General features: G+C 65.5%; 15 protein-coding genes and 1 other annotated feature. Of the genes, 4 read left to right on the top strand and 11 right to left on the bottom strand.

The window, feature by feature from the left end:
• Positions 1–340: 340 nt before the first annotated feature.
• From ACNF49_RS01835 to ACNF49_RS01825, 3 genes are all read right to left on the bottom strand, one after another.
• Complete coding sequence (locus ACNF49_RS01835) at positions 341–2,182, bottom strand: RNA-directed DNA polymerase (RefSeq protein ID WP_482942605.1); 1,842 nt, start codon at positions 2,180–2,182, stop codon at positions 341–343.
• Positions 2,175–2,504: a Tse2 family ADP-ribosyltransferase toxin gene (locus ACNF49_RS01830; protein ID WP_498703780.1), complete on the bottom strand. Its 330-nt coding sequence runs from the start codon at positions 2,502–2,504 to the stop codon at positions 2,175–2,177. The genes ACNF49_RS01835 and ACNF49_RS01830 overlap by 8 nt, the downstream gene beginning before the upstream one ends.
• 1,097 nt (positions 2,505–3,601) lie before the next feature.
• A complete protein-coding gene (locus ACNF49_RS01825; protein WP_498701839.1) occupies positions 3,602–4,006 on the bottom strand; it encodes a hypothetical protein in 405 nt (134 codons plus the stop codon).
• On the opposite strand from ACNF49_RS01825, the gene ACNF49_RS01820 reads away from it, so the two are divergent.
• From ACNF49_RS01820 to ACNF49_RS01810, 3 genes are all read left to right on the top strand, one after another.
• A complete protein-coding gene (locus tag ACNF49_RS01820) occupies positions 3,993–5,234 on the top strand; it encodes an IS256 family transposase (RefSeq protein WP_482942604.1) in 1,242 nt (413 codons plus the stop codon). The two genes, ACNF49_RS01825 and ACNF49_RS01820, sit on opposite strands and share 14 nt — an antisense overlap.
• Before the next feature lie 339 nt (positions 5,235–5,573).
• Positions 5,574–6,796, top strand: a protein-coding gene (locus tag ACNF49_RS01815) for an IS3 family transposase (RefSeq protein ID WP_482939532.1) whose coding sequence is annotated in 2 segments (ribosomal slippage) — positions 5,574–5,853 and positions 5,853–6,796 — 1,224 coding nt in all. Because the reading frame shifts where the segments join, the coding sequence is not laid out codon by codon here.
• Positions 5,852–5,965, top strand: a sequence feature (AL1L pseudoknot). (Overlaps the previous gene by 114 nt.)
• A gap of 130 nt (positions 6,797–6,926) precedes the next feature.
• Positions 6,927–7,301 carry a DUF2750 domain-containing protein gene (locus ACNF49_RS01810; RefSeq protein WP_482942603.1) on the top strand — a complete coding sequence of 125 codons (375 nt, stop codon included), beginning with the start codon at positions 6,927–6,929 and terminating at the stop codon, positions 7,299–7,301.
• Between the two features lie 785 nt (positions 7,302–8,086).
• Here the strand turns inward: ACNF49_RS01810 and ACNF49_RS01805 are convergent.
• From ACNF49_RS01805 to ACNF49_RS01795, 3 genes are all read right to left on the bottom strand, one after another.
• Positions 8,087–9,115, bottom strand: a complete 1,029-nt coding sequence (locus ACNF49_RS01805) for a hypothetical protein (RefSeq protein WP_357966650.1) — start codon at positions 9,113–9,115, stop codon at positions 8,087–8,089.
• Positions 9,116–10,131: 1,016 nt separating this feature from the next.
• Positions 10,132–10,452 (bottom strand): DUF1905 domain-containing protein, encoded by a 321-nt coding sequence (locus tag ACNF49_RS01800; protein ID WP_482942602.1) that lies wholly within the window; start codon positions 10,450–10,452, stop codon positions 10,132–10,134.
• A 4-nt stretch (positions 10,453–10,456) separates the two neighbouring features.
• On the bottom strand, positions 10,457–10,843 hold the full coding sequence (locus ACNF49_RS01795) for a DUF1761 domain-containing protein (RefSeq protein ID WP_357966654.1): 387 nt from the start codon (positions 10,841–10,843) through the stop codon (positions 10,457–10,459).
• Between the two features lie 74 nt (positions 10,844–10,917).
• On the opposite strand from ACNF49_RS01795, the gene ACNF49_RS01790 reads away from it, so the two are divergent.
• On the top strand, positions 10,918–11,571 hold the full coding sequence (locus ACNF49_RS01790; protein ID WP_357966657.1) for a TetR/AcrR family transcriptional regulator: 654 nt from the start codon (positions 10,918–10,920) through the stop codon (positions 11,569–11,571).
• A 276-nt stretch (positions 11,572–11,847) separates the two neighbouring features.
• On the opposite strand, the gene ACNF49_RS01785 is transcribed toward ACNF49_RS01790, so the two are convergent.
• Genes ACNF49_RS01785 through ACNF49_RS01765 form a run of 5 tightly spaced genes read right to left on the bottom strand, consistent with a single transcriptional unit; the run spans position 11,848 to position 16,749 of the window.
• A complete protein-coding gene (locus ACNF49_RS01785) occupies positions 11,848–13,002 on the bottom strand; it encodes an alpha/beta hydrolase family protein (protein ID WP_482942601.1) in 1,155 nt (384 codons plus the stop codon).
• 12 nt (positions 13,003–13,014) lie between these two features.
• Complete coding sequence (locus ACNF49_RS01780; RefSeq protein WP_482942600.1) at positions 13,015–14,433, bottom strand: S41 family peptidase; 1,419 nt, start codon at positions 14,431–14,433, stop codon at positions 13,015–13,017.
• A complete protein-coding gene (locus ACNF49_RS01775; RefSeq protein ID WP_357966665.1) occupies positions 14,430–15,476 on the bottom strand; it encodes an ABC-2 membrane transporter-related protein in 1,047 nt (348 codons plus the stop codon). The genes ACNF49_RS01780 and ACNF49_RS01775 overlap by 4 nt, the downstream gene beginning before the upstream one ends.
• On the bottom strand, positions 15,473–16,360 hold the full coding sequence (locus tag ACNF49_RS01770) for an ABC transporter ATP-binding protein (RefSeq protein WP_482942599.1): 888 nt from the start codon (positions 16,358–16,360) through the stop codon (positions 15,473–15,475). The genes ACNF49_RS01775 and ACNF49_RS01770 overlap by 4 nt, the downstream gene beginning before the upstream one ends.
• The gene (locus ACNF49_RS01765; RefSeq protein ID WP_357966670.1) at positions 16,357–16,749 is read right to left on the bottom strand and encodes a GntR family transcriptional regulator; all 393 of its coding nucleotides are present in this window, start codon (positions 16,747–16,749) and stop codon (positions 16,357–16,359) included. Before ACNF49_RS01765 ends, ACNF49_RS01770 begins: the two co-directional genes overlap by 4 nt.
• Between the last annotated feature and the right edge of the window lie 82 nt (positions 16,750–16,831).

The following is a 16,831-nucleotide window of genomic DNA, read 5'->3' as shown; positions in this document are numbered from 1 at the left end:
ATGATTGTTTCCCTCTAGGTTCCCGCCGGAGCCTCCTCGTGAACGGAAGAACAGGAGCCTCGAAGGACTTTCGCGCACTCCTGGCTGCTAGTAAGTGCCGTTACGCCTCTTGCGGATACCCGCCTCGATGCCGCTGTCCTTACGGCCGCTTCGAGTGCTGGTGTTGACACCGCATGTCTCGGCGAACTCATATAGCGGGAAGTTGGGGTCGTTTAAAGCCGAGGACCTAGGCAATACGGCTCAAGGCCATGGGGTTCTCCAACAAGAACATGATGTAACCACGACGGAACACTAGTAGTTAGAGCGCGCTCGCTTAAGGAGAGTGCGGGGGCGACGATCTCTAATCCACCTCATCCATCATGGCGGGATACTTCTCTGGACTTGCCATCCGCGCGAAGATCAGTTCTGAACGTACCGCAGGAGACGCGTCAGTGAGAATCTTGCGCCATGTTTCATGATCGAGTCTTCGAGAAGCCGCCAGAGCACGCACGCCTGCAGATCTCGTCAATAGTCCATACCGTTCGTCATTAACAATGCTTCGCAAATTATAGAGTACCGAGTCGGGAATGGATCCTGGGACTGCTTCCGGCACATGGCAAATCCACGCTGTAACCCAATCAGACTCAGATCTCGACGTTAGCCAGTCGTTGAGGAAATTGGCTACCTCATGCGGAGATTGGTCCACGATGGTCTTGAGGTAAGAAGCTACATTAGGGGCTAGGCGCGGAAACCATCTGAATACTTGATCTATAGCGCTCAGGTCGACTATCTGTCGTGCGCCTGCAAGGAAGGTTAGGCATTCCTTAAGATCCCTTTCGAGATCAGGCATGTTCGGGAGGTTCATGCCGCGGCGCAGACGAATCGCTGATCGCTTCAGATACTCTGCATACGCGTCTGCAAGAGGAGGAAGTAGTAGCTCTCTTATCTCTTCGATGACTTCATCAATCGTAGTCGATTGATGGTATAGGAGATCCCAAATACGTTCCTCGTCCGCTCCGACTCTGGTGAGAATCTCGTCGACATCATGTGGGTCTTCAGAAGACCTAAGCTGCTCCACTAGGATCCGCCGGATCGATTGGCGAAATCGTTCTATTCGTGGAGAGGAGGACGTGAGGGACTGGAGGTATTTCTCGCGGCGCATTACCTTCGTTTTTGAGGTGTTCAACCGCAAGCCCAGGCTTTGTAGTGCTGACTCCAGTGTCTCTATTCGCTGCCTGCCGTCCGAGACTGAGTTCACACTTATAAGGTAGTCGTCCGCATATCGAGCGTAGGTCCACTCCTGCTCTGCCATTTTGGTGTCAACTTCTAGGAGATAAGTGGATGCGAGTATATCGCTTGCCGGGGGGCCCTGGGGCAGACCGCTGGAAGATCGCATGACCACATTGAGAAATGACTCCAGCGCTTCTGGGAGTCGAGTTGCCGGGGAAAAGTGTGTATCGATCATGCTGGCAAGAACAGAATGGTCGATGCACTCGTAAAAACTGTCGATATCGGTGACGACAACGTAGGCTTGTTGCCATGTCTTTGGTTTAGCTGCAAATTCTAGATGAGGAGCTTCTGAATCTTCTCCTCTAGGCCAAGCTACTTCTGGGGGCAGCTTCTTATCTAGCTTCGCCGAAATCCTGCTTGCCAGACCTTCATATATAAGCCGGTCCTCTGGCGTCAGGAGAGCTGCTGGGCGTGAGGTCATGCCTGTCTTCGGAACTCGGAAAAAGTCTACGGGCTGAGGCTCGCTCTCATAATTCGAAATTCGATTCCAGGCTTGCTCGCTTATCAATGTCAATATCTCGTCTGGGACGTCTCCCTCTGGTCGGGGAGGTAGCATATTATTCGCAGTAAGCGCGGTGCGCATGCGCGTTGCAATGTCGCTGCGACTGAGAACTTGGGGTAGCAGTATTTTGACAATCTCTGCGGCATCCCACCTGAGCGCATATCGAGCTGTGCCTGCCGTTACCATGTCAAGTGCCAAAAGCGCGTTGTCTTCGACGTCAGGATCGTCGGTGGTAACATCATTGATAGCTCTAATTCGCTCTATGTGGACCCTTAGATCTGACTGGCTGAGGCCCAAGTGTTGCAAAGCGCGCAAATGAAGGTAGAGAGTTCCGCTTTGCGTATCAGGTGAAGAGAGCTCGCGCAGCAGCGATGACAGCGCGGACGGTATCACCGAAAGTTCGTCAGCCATGCTGCTTCCAAAGTGTCCTCGTTTCTGCGAGCGCCGTCTCGTAGTCACTCCACAACATTGTGTGAGCTGGTTCTATGAGACCATGATGTTGCTTGTCTTGCCGATAGATGAGGGCATCGGGGAGTGCTCCTTCGTCGATCTGCCACACCGGATGCTTGCTGGTACCTCCTAGTTCTAGGGGGCGCCGGTGCTGGGGGAGGTTGCGGGGATCCCTCGGAGCAACGCTCATGCCGCCACTTGTCGGATGCACGTGGTCCTCTTCATCTTTTTCGATGTCTTCGTCCCACCGTACGCCAAGGTCGTTCCGGGCTAGCCGCGGCATACCGTCGCTGTCCGCCCTCATTGATCGGAAGAGCGACTCGCCAGTAACTTCCGTTGCCACCGTGCGGGCTAGGTCGGATGACGGAGGCTCTTTGCTCACCCATAAGACTTTACTTCCCCTTTAAGGTCTGGTGCCTCAGCCACGCCCGGCATGTGCGGGTTTGCCATAACTGATCCAGGACCCAGCGTCGTGCCATGCTTGGGCTGAAGTAGCGATGCCTCGGCGCCGGCGCCTTATCGGTCGTTTCTAGGCTTGCGCACGGCCAATACGCGGCCAAGCTGAAGGCGTCATAGGCGTATGGCCAGGTCAGCGCTTGATCGCGGCAGGACTGTAAAACCGTCGGCTCAGCCTACGCAAGTTCGAACCTTGCACCTGCCACCAGCAGTAGCTGCAGGTCAGAGGCCCTTCGGGGCCTCTTCTGCGTTTCAGGGGTGTGCAACCAGATGCCGCCGTGATCGGCCCATTGTCGCTGGTCCACCAATACGTGCAATGATCTTGAGCGTGTTTCCCCAGGTAGGGGCTCGGTTTGCGAGCGTAAGTGCGCCCTCTGGGTCCTGTGCTCAGGTTGTAGCGCAACTTGGTAGCGCACCTGACTGCGGGTCAAGGGGCCGCAGGTTCAAGTCACTGCCTATTCAGCGCAGCCCACAGCAAGAGCCCCGGTGGTGGGCCGGGGCTCTCGGGGCGGTGGCTGTGTGGGTCATGTGGGGAGGGCCTCGCCGATCCGCTGGTTGGCGATGTCCTGTTGGCCGTCGATGCACTTGGCGTAGACCGGCAGGAGGACATCGACGCCGTGGACGGCTCTTTCGGCTACGCCCGGGGCGGAGACGCCCACGTTGAGCCAGAGGGACACTGCCGCGTGCCGAAGGTCGTACGGGCGTTTGGCGAGCGGGGAGGCGACCTGCGCGGGGTGAAGGCCAAAAGGCGGGCGGCCTGCCAGACCTCGGTGTAGGCCGTTGAAGCTACGACGCCTTCCCGTTCACTGCGGAAGATGTGTGGCCGCCATACGTGGTTGGGGGCGACCGGTGAGCCAGGGTTCGTTCCTCACCCTGGCTCACCGGAGAACGTGGCTGATCTCTGCCGATCTGGCGAGGCGACGCTTATCGCTGCAGATGCAGATCGTGCTCATGCCGAACCGGCTCGGGCTGGGCGCGGCACCAGTCCACGACGCGGTACGTGATGCGGTCGAAGGGTGCGTCGTTGGTGATGGGATGTTCGAAGTCGGCCAGACGATCCAGGTCCATGGCCAATTCCGCCAAGATCTCCTCGGTGAACAGCCCTGACCTGATGAGCGATTCGCGTAGGTAGGCCAGGAGACGTTCATGGTGCTCGTCCCAGTTGATATTGCCGTTGCGCTGCGCCTCATCTCGAAGCTGGTTGCGTCCACGGGAGTGGTGTACGAGTTTGACCTGGTCACAAGCGTGGCGGCCGTGAAACAGAGACGGCCATCGCGTGATCCTTCGAGTGCGAACAACGAAGGAGATCGAAGCGATGGCCGCAGACAACAGTGTGACGCCTGAGCAGTGGCTGGCGAAGCAGATCCAGACCGATGACCCCGACGTGTTGCGATCCATGGTCAAGGCCATGGCCGAGGCGTTGATGTCGGCCGAGGCCGACACCCTGTGCGGAGCGCCGTACGGCGAGCGCAGCAACGAGCGGACCAACGCCCGTAACGGCTACCGCCGGCGGGAGTGGGACACCCGCGCCGGCACCGTGGAACTGGCGATCCCCAAGCTGCGCTCAGGTTCCTACTTCCCCGACTGGCTGCTGGAGCGCCGCCGCCGCGCCGAGCAGGCTCTGATCAGCGTGGTGGCCACCAGCTACGTGCTCGGAGTCTCGACACGGCGGGTGGACAAGCTGGTTGAGCAACTCGGCATCAAGCACATCTTCAAAAGCCAGGTCAGCCAGATGGCCAAGGTCCTGGACGAGCAGGTCGAAGCCTTCCGCACCCGCGCGCTGGACGCCGGCTCCTACACGTTCGTCTGGCTGGACGCGCTGACGCAGAAGGTGCGTGAAGGCGGCCGGATCATCAACGTGCACTGCCTGGTGGCCACCGGGGTCAATGCCGACGGGCGGCGGGAGATCCTCGGGCTGGAGGTCACCACCGGCGAGGACGGCGCGGGCTGGCTGGCGTTCCTGCGCGGCCTGGTCGCCCGCGGCCTGTCCGGCGTGCAGTTGGTGATCTCCGACTGTCACCGCGGTCTGGTCTCGGCGATCGGCGCCGTACTGGCAGGCGCGTCCTGGCAGCGATGCAGGACCCATTACCTGCGCAACCTGCTCACCTGTGTGGCCAAGAGCGCACAGCCGTTCGTGGCCACGCTGGTGCGGACCATCTTCGATCAGCCCGACGCCGCCTCGGTGCGCGCTCAGCATGCCTGGGTGCTGGACGCGCTGGAGGCCAAGCATCCGGCTGCTGCCGAGCATCTGGACGCCGCGCGGGAGGATCTGCTGGCCTTCGCTGCCTTCCCGCGCGAGATCTGGACCCAGATCTGGTCGAACAACCCGCAAGAACGGCTGAACAAGGAGATCCGCCGCCGCACCGACGTGGTGGGCATCTTCCCCGACCGAGCCGCGATCGTCCGGCTGGTCGGCGCCGTGCTGGCCGAGCAGAGCGATGAGTGGGTCGAAGCGCGCCGCTACATGGGGTTGGACGTGCTGGCCAAAGCCCGCCTGCGATGCGTCCCCGGCGACACATCCACCCCGGCCCCGATCCCGCAGACACTGACCGCTTAACCTGCAGATACAGGATCACGCGAAGATCGATTCATACACCACGTCCGTGGACGTGACCCGAAGCTTCTCGACTGCACGCAGCAACTCGCCTTGGACGGTGTCCGCCTGGCCTCGCCGTGGTACATGGGTCGCCCAGATCCTGCGAGCATCAGCGGCATATGACGCGTCCATGGCGGCCACCGTACAACCATGGCGCCCTGTTGGTTGGCGCCAAGGCCAGCGACCACGCGTGGTGCGTCGGGAGGTAGGAAGGGCTGGAAGTGGCAATGAACCGCACCGACTTTCTTGGAGGCCCTGAAGCCAGCATGATCGTGCTGGCGGAAGGGAGAATCACACGCGATGCCAGCCCCCAGGAAGTACCCGCAGGAAGTACGTGAGCGCGCGGTGCGGATGGTGTTCGAGGTCCGCGAGCAGACCGGCAACGCGCCAGGCGCCATCGCCCGGGTCGCCCAGCAGCTCGGCGTCCACCGCGAAGCGTTGCGCAGCTGGGTCCGGCAGGCCGAGGTCGACGGAGGACAGCGGCCGGGCACCTCGACAGCCGATGCGCAGAGGATCGCCGAGCTCGAACGGGAGATCCGTGAACTGCGCCGGGCCAATGAGATCCTGAAGTCGGCGGCCGCTTTTTTCGCCCGGGAACTCGACCCCCGACCGCCCAGATAGTCGCCTTCATCGACGCCCACCGCGACGAATTCGGTGTCGAACCGATCTGCCAGGTGCTCGATCTCGCGCCGGCGACGTACTACGCGGCCCGCAACCGGCCGCCCTCGGCCCGGCAGCGACGCGACGAGCAGCTGTCGGCCGAGATCATCCGGCTGTGGAACGACAACTTCGAGGTGTACGGGGTGCGCAAGATGTGGAAGGCGCTCAACCGCCAGGGCGTGGCCGTGGCCCGCTGCACGGTCGCCCGGTTGATGCGCAGGTTAGGGCTGTCCGGCGCGGTCCGGGGCGATCACAAGCGCCGCACCACCATCGCTGAGCCGCTGTGTCCGCGGCCGGCCGACCTGGTCGAGCGGGACTTCGCCGCGCCGGCGCCGAACCGGCTGTGGGTGGCCGACCTGACCTACATCCACACCTGGGCCGGGTTCGTCTACGCCGCGTTCGTCATCGACGTCTACTCGCGGATGATCGTCGGCTGGCGGCTGACCGACCACCTGCGTACCGACCTGCCACTGGACGCGCTGGAGATGGCCCTGTGGCGCCGCGGCGGCCAGACCGACACGCTGAACGGGCTGGTGCACCACTCCGACCGCGGCTGCCAATATCTATCCATCCGCTACACCGACCGGCTCGCCGACGCCGGCGCGGTCAGCTCGGTCGGCTCGCGCGGGGACAGCTACGACAACGCCCTGGCCGAGAGCACCATCGGACTGTACAAGACCGAACTGATCCACCGCCGCGGCCCGTGGAAGGGCCTGGACGACGTCGAACTCGCCACCATGGAATGGGTCGACTGGTACAACAACCGCCGACTCCACAGCGCCTGCCAGGACCTTCCACCCGCCGAATACGAAGCCCTCTACCGCGCAGAGATCAACTCAGCTACTCTCACCCCAGCCACATAACCCGGTCTCCAACAAACCCGGCGCGGTTCACTGGCGCGTTTTCCCCTTCGCGCGGGTCGACGGCAGACAGGATGATCAGAGAACAGGGGCGTGCGTTCCGCGTAACTTCCGCCGTAGGTACCGTATCGGCATGAGTCAGAGCGGGGCGCAGGCGGCGGCGTTCTTTCGCGATGTCGCATCCCACCGCACAGTGTGGACAGTTCAGGACGAGAGCGGCTGTCCGGCTCCGATGACTCCGAGTGGACGAAGGAGCATGCCGTTCTGGTCTTCGCGTTCCCGAGCGGAAAAGATCATCCGGACGGCTCCCGCCTATGCTGCCATGGAGCCCCGGGAGATCGACGTTGACGACTGGATGTGTGAGTGGCTGCCTCATCTCAAGAGGGATGGCCTGCTGGTTGGGATCAACTGGTCAGGAGCGCGAGTGGTGGGCTGGGACTTCGAGGTAGATCACGCGATTTCTCGGCTCGAAGCCGCACAGGCATCCCACGCGGCCTTCCCGGGATAGAACTGACCGAACTGCAACAGTTCAAGATCAAAGAGCTCAGGAGGAGGTCCACGTGCTTCCCCCGCGAGCGCTGTGCAATATACGTGCAATGACCTTGGACATAGGGGTGGCGGAATACCGCCCCGCCGCGGGTCGGAAGCTATCTCTCAGATGGAACGGCTACGAGCTGTAAACCGTCGGCTCAGCCTACGCAAGTTCGAGCCTTGCACCTGCCACCAGCAGCAACAGCAGTTCAGAGGCCCTTCGGGGCCTCTTCTGCGTTTCAGGGGTATGCAGCCAGATGCCGCTCTGAGCGGCCGTTTGTCGCTGGTCACGGGATATACGCGGGATGGGCCTGGCGGCGTTGCCCCAGGTGAAGGGCCGTGATCCGAGGCCCATGCCGAATTCTTTGACGTGCGTACGCAGCAGGGTGACCAGCTCTGGGTGGAGGGGTACCGTACGGCTTTCCCGTCCGGCCGATGCTTGAGCGCGTGGCGCTCCCGCGGCTGGCGGTTGTTCGTCCAGCGGCTTCCGGTGCGTGGCTCGGCGTTGGTGAGCCGCATCTCTCCCATCCGCCGTCAGGAAGACTCACCAGATGCTCACGGTGAAGATCCACGGCTTCCTCCAGGCGTAGGGCGGCGAAGTGCATGCATCCGAAGAGCGCCTGCATTCGTGCCCCGCGCCCGCTGTGCCGGCGGACGGCCGCGAGGAACCTTCGGGCGTGGCCGTCCACGGCAGAGACGCGGTTAGTTTGGGACGGTACGGCCGCCTCGGAAAGCGCGGCAGCCCCTCTTCCGGGCACTTGGTCAGCGCCAGATGACAGCCTGGGTGCCGCGGCCGGTGTTCCAGTAGTAGGTGATGGAGCCGGCGATCCAGCCCAGGTTGTTGATGTCGAAAGCTTGGGAGCTGGTTACGCGCGCATCCGTGGGCAGCGGTAGGAGGCGGGGCTGGGTGGTGGGGGAGTCCCACAGGGCGGCGAAGTTGTACCGGTCATCAGCCTTGATGTAGCCACCGACGATCTGGCTGCGGTCGTTGATGGCGTCGGCACCGGCGTAGTCGGAGGCATCGGCGGGCAGGGGTAGGGCCGTCATGGAGGAGCCGTCCCAGAAGAAGCCGCGACGGTGGCCGTCGGTCGTGTCGGAGTTGCCGACCACCTGGCCGAGGTTGTTGATCGAGTTGGGGGCGCTCATCCCGCCGAGCGTGCCCAGCTCGCGGCCGGTGCCGTTGTGCCACAGGTACGCCTGGTAGGTCGACAGCGGCAAGCCCTCGTCGTTGACGGTGTAGTTGTCGGCGCCGACCACCTGGCCGTGGTCGTTGACGGCGTTGGCGGTCAGACCAGGACGGCGGTCGATGGCGGTTTTGACGTCACCGGACAGCAGGAAGGCGCGATATTCGGCGAAGCCCGGTACGGGCGCGAAAGTGACGACGATGTGCCCGTTGGCGACCGCGGCAGCGCAGTAGCCGGGGGCGCCGTGCGCGCCGAGGTCTTTCATCTTGCCCTTGTGCCAGAGGAAGGGAGTCCACTGGCCCGAGGGCAGCTCGCTGCAGCCGACGATGCGGCCGTCGTCGTCGATTCCGGAGGCGAAGCTGGTCTCGCCACCGAGCGTGCCGAGATCGGTCATCGTGCCGTTCTTCCACAGGAACGCGTGGCTGACCCCTGACTCCAGCGGGCTGTCGCCGACGACGTGGCCCCGATTGTTGATCCCTCGGGCGATGCTCCATGTGCCGCCGAGGGTGCCGAGGTGGACGATACGCAGGCGCTCCGGACTCGCCGCGGCGGCTGGCGGCGAGGTGAGCGGGCCTAACGACGTGGTCGCGATCAGGGCGATGGCCATGGCCATGGCACGGCGGAGGGATCGACGCATGTTGAGGATTCCCTTCGAGGGCACGCACGGGGCGATGTCATGATCAGCCTAAGCACCGCCCAGGCCGACGTTTCTCACGGAGTCCTTACGTCCGGCAGGCCTCGCGATGATCTTGCAGCTACTCGCTTACCGCTTGGTCCGAGATGGGCATGCCGAGCTAATTCTTCGGCCACCGCGCCGATCACCTTGGCGTAGGGTTCCAATCTGTCGAACAGGGTCAAGGTCATGTCATCCACCGGGCGCTCTGAGGACCGTGGGCCGTTGACCTGCCAGATATGAACGGCCGGGTGCGGCAGTTGCAGCTTTCTTCTGCCTCGGATTGTGACCACGTCAGGCTCAAGGCCGAGCCCGTGCCGCCATCTCCGCAGCGAACACATGATCGATCCGGGATATGTGCGCAATGAAGTGCGGGGCTGTCGGTGCCGCGGACGGCAGAAGCGCAGGTCGTAGAGCACTCGGTGGCTGAACCGTCGGTCGGCCGTAAAACCGTCGGCTCGGCCTACGCAGGTTCGAACCTTGCACCTGCCACACCAGCGGGAAGAGGCTCGTCACCAGCGGAAACGTGGTGACGGGCCTCTCGCGTTGTCTTCGGCCGTCTGCGTCGATCAACGGTGCTCTACGGCGTCTTGCGGCCAATACGCGGCCAGGTTTCGAAGGCATGGCGGCCCTTGCGCGGCTCGGCATCCATCCCGGGCGGCGCCAGGGCCGGGTAACCAAGAGTTCCAGGGTCTTGCCGCGTCGGACCAGGCGGCAAAGTTCCGGCAGGGGGTGGAAGGTCGCCTCAGCAGCCATGGGGTGATTGACCGGCCAGTTCGCGGGCCGTCGGATGGACGTTGCCCACTGGATCAGGGCTTTGTGAGGCTGGGGCCCGCGCTCGTAGATCCGCACAAGCCTGCGGCGGCGACCCGGCCAGGCGAAGGTTCTTTGTGCCATCCACCGGCGCCTCACTTCGTGTCGGCCACCCCTTGGAACAGATCGTCCAGGGACTAGAGACGCTCGATGAGTCGTACGGCCACGATGTCCCCGGCGCCCTTGCCGAGGGTGCGGCGTAGCGGGGCGGCGATGGGGAGTTTGTGGGTGCCGTCGCCGAGAGCCATGAACGCGCTGGTGAACGGATGGCCGTCGACCGTACCGGTCACCTTGACGAGACCGCGGGTGCCGAAGTAGGCAGCCGAGTCCGCCATGACGACGTAGGTCCATCCGCCCTTGGCCGGGCTCTGCACGAGCGTGGCGGTGAACTCGCGGTCGAGCGGTCCGGGCTTCGTGTGGTCGGCGTTCATGATGGGGTCCTTTCGGGTTGTCGTCATGCTGTCAGTGCAGGATGCCGAGCACGGCGCCGATGAGCAGCAGTTTCAGGAGCCAGTCCCCTGCATGCAGCGCGGCGGTGACCACCGGCACGCGCTCCCACAGGACCGAGCCGGTGAGCAGGATGAGCGGGAAGCCCAGCCACGCGACGAAAGCCAGCGACATCGCCGAGGGCCAACCCAGCAGGTTGGCCTGTGCTGCGATCCAGGCGAACACGCCGGCGACGAGGGCGGTGCGCAGCAACTCCACGGCCGCCTTCCACGGTGCGGGCCGTCCGCGGTCGAGCGCCGCGGCACCCAACCGGCGCCGCTCGAACGGCGTGGCCAGGGCGTAGTAGACGGAACTGACGATGAAGGCCGCGACCGCGGCGAGGGCGATTCCCAGCGCAAGCATCTTGGTGCCCCTTTCAGTACTGAAAAGTACTATATTTTTTGGGTTATAGTACTGTCAAGTACTAAGGAGGGTGGATGTCGGCAGAGGTACGGCCGCGACCACGCGGGCGCCCGGGAGGCAGTGGCGGCGCGGACCTGCTGGCGATCGCCCGCGACGTGTTCCTCACGCGGGGATATCCCGGCGCGACGATGGATCAGGTGGCCGCCCAGGCCCGGATCTCGAAACAGACGCTCTATCGCGAGTACCCCTCGAAGGAGCGGCTGTACGCGGCGGTGGTCCGCGACTGGGTCGACCGCGGCTACGACGCCATGCGACCACACACCGAAGCGCTCACGGAGTCCACGGACATCCGGGCCGGCCTGCTGCGACTCGCGCACGTACTGCACACGGGCGTGCTGAGCGAGCCGGTGCTGCGCATGCGATCGCTGGTCGCCACGGAGTCCGCGCGGTTCCCCGACGTCGCCGCCGACTATGTCGTACGCAGTTGGACCCGGAACACTCATCTGCTCGCCGACGCGCTCGCCGCCCTGGCGGCGAGGGGTCTGATCAAAGCCGAGGACGCGCTCGTGGCGGCGCAACAGTTCACCTGGCTGGTTCTCGGTGACCCGCTCAACCGCCTCACGCTCGCGGCGCACTCCGAACCGCCGGAAGACGGCGAGCTCGCGCGGCAGCGCGAGGAAGCGGTCACGACGTTCCTCAGCCGCTACGGCCCGCCGGCCCCGCACTGAGAATGACGACGGCGTCTTTGAGTGATGCCTGCGGAGAGGAGCGGGCTCCTGGTAGCCGAGATGTTGCCAACGCACTTCGGCTGCCAGGAGCACGTGCTTGTCCAAGACTGCTCGACCCCGCCGCCCGCCGGCGGCCCCGCTGACCGTTGTGGCGCGGCGACCTGCAAGCGGCGATGACTCCGCCCACCCCGGCCCACAACGCCGTCGGTCGCAGCTCAAGCCCTGAAACGATCAAACCGCCGCTCAGCGCCACGATCCGGACGATGAAGAACAAGCTCAGGACTGGCCGCAGGTCGCGGGGCAGAACTTGACCTCGGGGTAGCGCGAGGACGGCTTGTCCAGGAGGGGCTGCCGCTTCGACTTCAGATGCTGGTCGAGGAAGGCCGCCACGTAGGAACGGGTGAGCTCGGCAGCGCGCGCCGCCGGCAGCACGCTGGAGGCGGGCGTGACAGCGAGGGCGTCGGCCATCAGCGGGCCGTCGGTGAAGGACTGGTGTTCCGCGCCCGACAGCACGAGCCAGCGCTTCCACCCGGTCAGCAGCTTCCAGTCGCGCTCCCACGAGGTGTCGCGACCGCCGGGGACGTGCTGCGGCGAACCCAGGAACATGAACGGCCGGGAGAACCCGCTCTTGGGGATGCGGGCGTAGGTGGTGCCGTCCATGTCGATGCCGGCGCGCACGCGGGAGTCCTTCACCATGGTCGCCATGGCGCTCGCCCCGCCGATCGACTGGCCGACCATCGCGATCTCGGAGCGGTCGATCAGGTCAGAACCATGCCATTTCGATGGCAGCTGATCGAGTACGAAGGAGACGTCGGCCGCCCGTCCCGCGACCACCCCCGTGCCGAAGCCCGGGTCGGTGTCGCTGTCGCAGGCGAGGCACTCGGCGACCCGTCCGCCGGGGAGGGTCGTGGCGTAGCTCTCGTAGGTGTGGTCGATCCCGGCCACCACGTACCCGCGGCTGGCCAGGTCCTCGGCCAGGGACGTGAGCGTGTTCACCGGATTGGTGAAGCCGGGGGACAGCACCACCAGTGGCAGCTTCCGCCCCGCGGGTTCGGCGTCGGCGATGGCGTTGGTGCGCGTCCCGCTGAGCGTGCCGTCCGGCACGCCCGCGACCCCCAGACGCCTGAGTGCGAGCTCCGATTCCTTCGGTGTCATGTACGGCGCCCGCCGCCCGTCTCGCTGCTCGGTCGGGTACCACAAGGTGACCTTGAGCTCCCTGGCGTCGACGTCGAGGTTCCAGGGATCGGGGCGGGAGGCGTCCTTCAGGTACAGGGCGGTGGTGCCGACCGGATGGGCGCCGGTGGGGGCGGGCAGGGTGGCGGGGCCGGTCGGCGTGGCCGACGGTGCGGCGGACCGGGGTGGCGTGGGCACGGAGCAGGCGGACGCGGCCAGGACGACCAGTCCCGCGGCGACTGCCAGGATCTGTCTCATCGGGAGGTCCATTCACTTGTTCAGCAAGGTCAGGGCCTTGGCCAGCGCCGGGTCGCGTCCGTCGGCCGCGTCCTGCGGGGTCAGGGGCACGTGGTGGTCGGGCGGCACGCCGATCCGGTCGATCACCTCGCGGTTGGGCCCGAGGTGGTGCTTGACGGGGAAGCTCAGGCTGGTGTTGTTGCCGAGCAGGTACGGCTGTGACGGGCCGGAGATCACGCCGGCGGTTCTGGTGCCGACCAGCCGGCCGAGGCGCAGGTCCTTGACCGCGGAGCTGAAGTGCTCGCACGCCGAGGCGCAACTGCGGTCGGTGAGCACCATCAGCGGCAGGTTGAGCAGCTCGACGGTGTCGTCGGTCCGCGAGGTCTCGCACTTGCCGTCCACGGTGCACTGGTAGGCGGTGACCTTTCCGTGGCCGAACGCGCTAACCAGCCGGGTCGCCTCCACGGGACTGCCGCCGCCGTTGCCGCGCAGGTCCAGCACGACGCCGGACAGGGGCCGGACGGCGCGCAGTCGGGAGATCGCCCTGAAGACCCTGTTCGCGGAGTCGGGAGCGAACCCGCGCAGCCGTACGTAGGCGATGTCGTCGTCCAGCAGCTTCGAGGTCACCACTTGCAGGGCGGCCAGATCCCGCTGGTAGAGGCCAGGCTTGAGCGTCACGCTCCAGCGGCGGCCGGTGCTCTGTCGCAGGAGCCGTAACCGGACCGGGCGCGCCTCCGGGTAGACCGGGTAGAGGGCGGCGATCGCGGGAGTGGCCTTCCCGTCGATGAAGGGCGCCGATCCGTTGACCGACTCGATGATGTCGCCCGGACGCAGCCCGGCCGCCTGCGCCGCGCCGCCCTGCACGGTGGTAACGAACAGCGGAGGCAGGGCGATGCCGGGGTTGCCCTCCACCTGTGGGCCGTTGACGTTCGCCAGGAAACCCAGGCCGTAGCCGTCGCCGTCGTAGTAGTCGGGTGGTCGCTTGACGTCGTGCGTCCAGCGGGCGTGGTTGTCGCCGAGGCCGGCCACGATGGCCTCGAGGGTGACGACGGCCAGCTTGTCGCGAAGGTCGGGGACCTGATCGGTGGTCTTGCGGTAGGCGGCCTCGAAAGCGGTCCAGTCGGCCTTGCGGTCACCGGTCAGCGCCGGCATGCCCGCCTCGGGCACGTCGCGGCCGTTGCGGTTGAGCTCTCGGGTCAAAGCGCCGAATCCGGCGCTCAGCAACGAGCGGGCATCCAACGTGGCGCCGCTGTAGTAGTTGCCGAGGATGCAGAAATAGGCCTGCTCGATGATGTCGATCGTGGTGGCCGTCTCCGCGTCGGGGACTTTCCGGGGCGCTGCGCAGACCGTACCGGCTGCCGTGCTCACCTGGCTGCGCGGCGGCGTCGGCGCCGAGCAGGCCGCCGCCGCCGCGATGGCGAGCCCGGCGGCCGCGATCCTGATGACGGTCATGACAGACGCCTGCGGATCCACCAGAAGCAGAACCACGACAGGCCGAGGGTGAGCACGGTGTAGATCCCGGTCTCGATCCACTGGAAGGGCCAGAAGCGCTCAAGGGGCTGGTAGGTCGCTTGCTGCCGATAGCCGAGCCGGTTGATCTCGACTATGCAGCTGTCCCCGGCGCCCGCCGACGGTGCGCAGGGGCCTGACGTGGTGGAGATCTGGGCGGCGGCGGAGCCGCCATCGGTGCCGAGCGCACGCCCGGACGGATCGACCAGGTTGGAGGACAGGACCCAGGCACCCGCGTGACCGGGAACGGCCGCCTTCAGGTGGATCTCTACATATCCGCCTCGGTCCCGGTTCATGCCGATGCCGTCCACGTTCGCCTCGCCGAGCTCGAAGGCCGAGGTGATCGGGGGCGCCAGGTGGGGCCGGACCAGCAGCGGCATGGCGAGCTGGAACGCGGCGAAGACGGCCAGAGTGAGGGCCATGGCGGGCAGCGTGCGGCGCACCAGCATGCCCACGGTCACGCCGAGGACGAAGGCGAAGGCCGCATACCCCATCGAGGCGATACCGCGCGCGCCGAACACCAGGGGAGCCATCAGAGCCAGGTTCTCTGCGGCTGATTTGTCCAGAGGGTCGGACCACCAGGTCACCATGAGGCCGCACAGGCCGGCGGCGGCCACGGCGGTCAGGCCCATGAGTACGAGCTTGACCGCCAGCCAGCGGCTGCGGGTGATGCTCTGGTTCCACACCATCAGGTGCGTGCCCGCCTCCAGCTCGCGGGTGATCAGCGGTGCTCCCCAGAAGAGCCCGGCGAGGGCGGGCAGGAGCAGCACGACGAGGGTCAGGGCCATGAACTCGGTGTCGTGCCCGCCGAAGAAGTGGTCGTAGAAGCGGCCGCAGGTGCCGTTCTGGGTGCAGGCTGCGATCCCGGCGGAGTAGTCGGACGCCAAACCGGGGCCGGTCAGGGCCAGGGTGGCGGCGAGGACGACGAGCAGGGCGCCCATCGTCGCGGCCGAGCCGCGGAACTGGCGCCAGGTCAGCCAGATCATCGCTGCACCTCCAGCGCGACTCGCTGGTCCGCGGTGCGCTTGTCCATGTAGGCCAGGACGAGGTCCTCCAGACCGAATTGGGTGACCGTCCAGGCGGGGTCGTGGATCGGCGCGTCGGTGCGGATCACATACGTGCTCTGCCGGTCGGTGTGGCGCGCGCAGACCACGTGCTGATCGGCCGGGAGCCGGTCGGGATCGCGGCGCGGGCCGGTGAGCCGGTGATGGGTGGCCAGCAGCTGGTCGACCTCCCCGGCCACCTGGACGCGAGAGTCGACGAGCACGATCAGGAAGTCGCACACCCGTTCCAGGTCCGAGACCAGGTGGGAGGAGAGCACCACACTGAATTCGTGCTCGACCGTGGCCTCCATCAGTCCCTGCAGGAACTCGCGGCGGGCCAGCGGGTCGAGTGAGGCGACCGGCTCGTCCAGGATCAGCAGTTCGGGCCGCTTGGCCAGGCCCAGGGTGAGGGCGAGCTGAGCACGCTGGCCGCCCGACAGCTTGCCTGCCCGCTTGGCGGGGTCGAGACCGAGTTGCGCGATCCGGTCGCGCGCCATGGCGGCGTCCCAGCGGGGGTTGAGCCGCGCTCCCAGTCGCAGGTGATCGGCGACGCTCAGCCCGGCGTAGACGGGAGTGTCCTGAGCGACGAACCCGACCCTGGCCAACTGCGCCGGGCCGCCGGCGGGACGGCCGCCCAGCACGGTGATGCCGCCCACCGTCGGCTCCAGCTGGCCGCTGGCCAGCTTCAGCAGCGTTGTCTTGCCGGCTCCGTTGGGACCCACCAACCCCACGACGTGGCCCGCCGGGATGTCGATGGTGCACTCACGCAGCGCCCAGTGCTTGCCGTATTTCCGGCCCAGCCCCTGGGCCTGTAAGACGGGGTTCACGCTATGTCCTCCTGAGCGGTGGTCCGAAAGGTGGTCATGAACAGGGCCTCGATGCTTTCCTCGTCGAGGCCGGCCCGGCGGGCCTTGGCCAGCCAGCGCTGCAGTTCCAGCCGCAGCGGGCCGTGCGCGGCCAGCGAGGCGTTGGTGAGCGTCGCCGTCACGAACGTCCCCACCCCCGGCCGGGCGGCGACCAGGCCCTCGTGCTCGAGTTCCCGGTAGGCCTTCAGGACGGTGTTGGCGTTGATCGCCAAGTGGGCCACGACCTCCTTGACGGTCGGCATCTGGTCGCCCTCGCGCAGCACGCCGAGCCGCAGCGCCTGCCGTACTTGCTGGACCAGCTGCAGGTACGGCGAAACACCCGACCTGCCGTCCAGATGGAACTCGATCACCGGCTGCTCCATTTATCTAGCTTCCTAGCACTTTAGAGTTTTAGATGTTAAAGGATCATAAGGAGCGCTGCACAGGTCGCGC

The sequence above is a fragment of the Actinomadura sp. ATCC 39365 genome, assembly GCF_054392275.1.
Note: the sequence above shows the minus strand (reverse complement) of the source record. Positions and strands in the feature narration are given on the sequence as shown.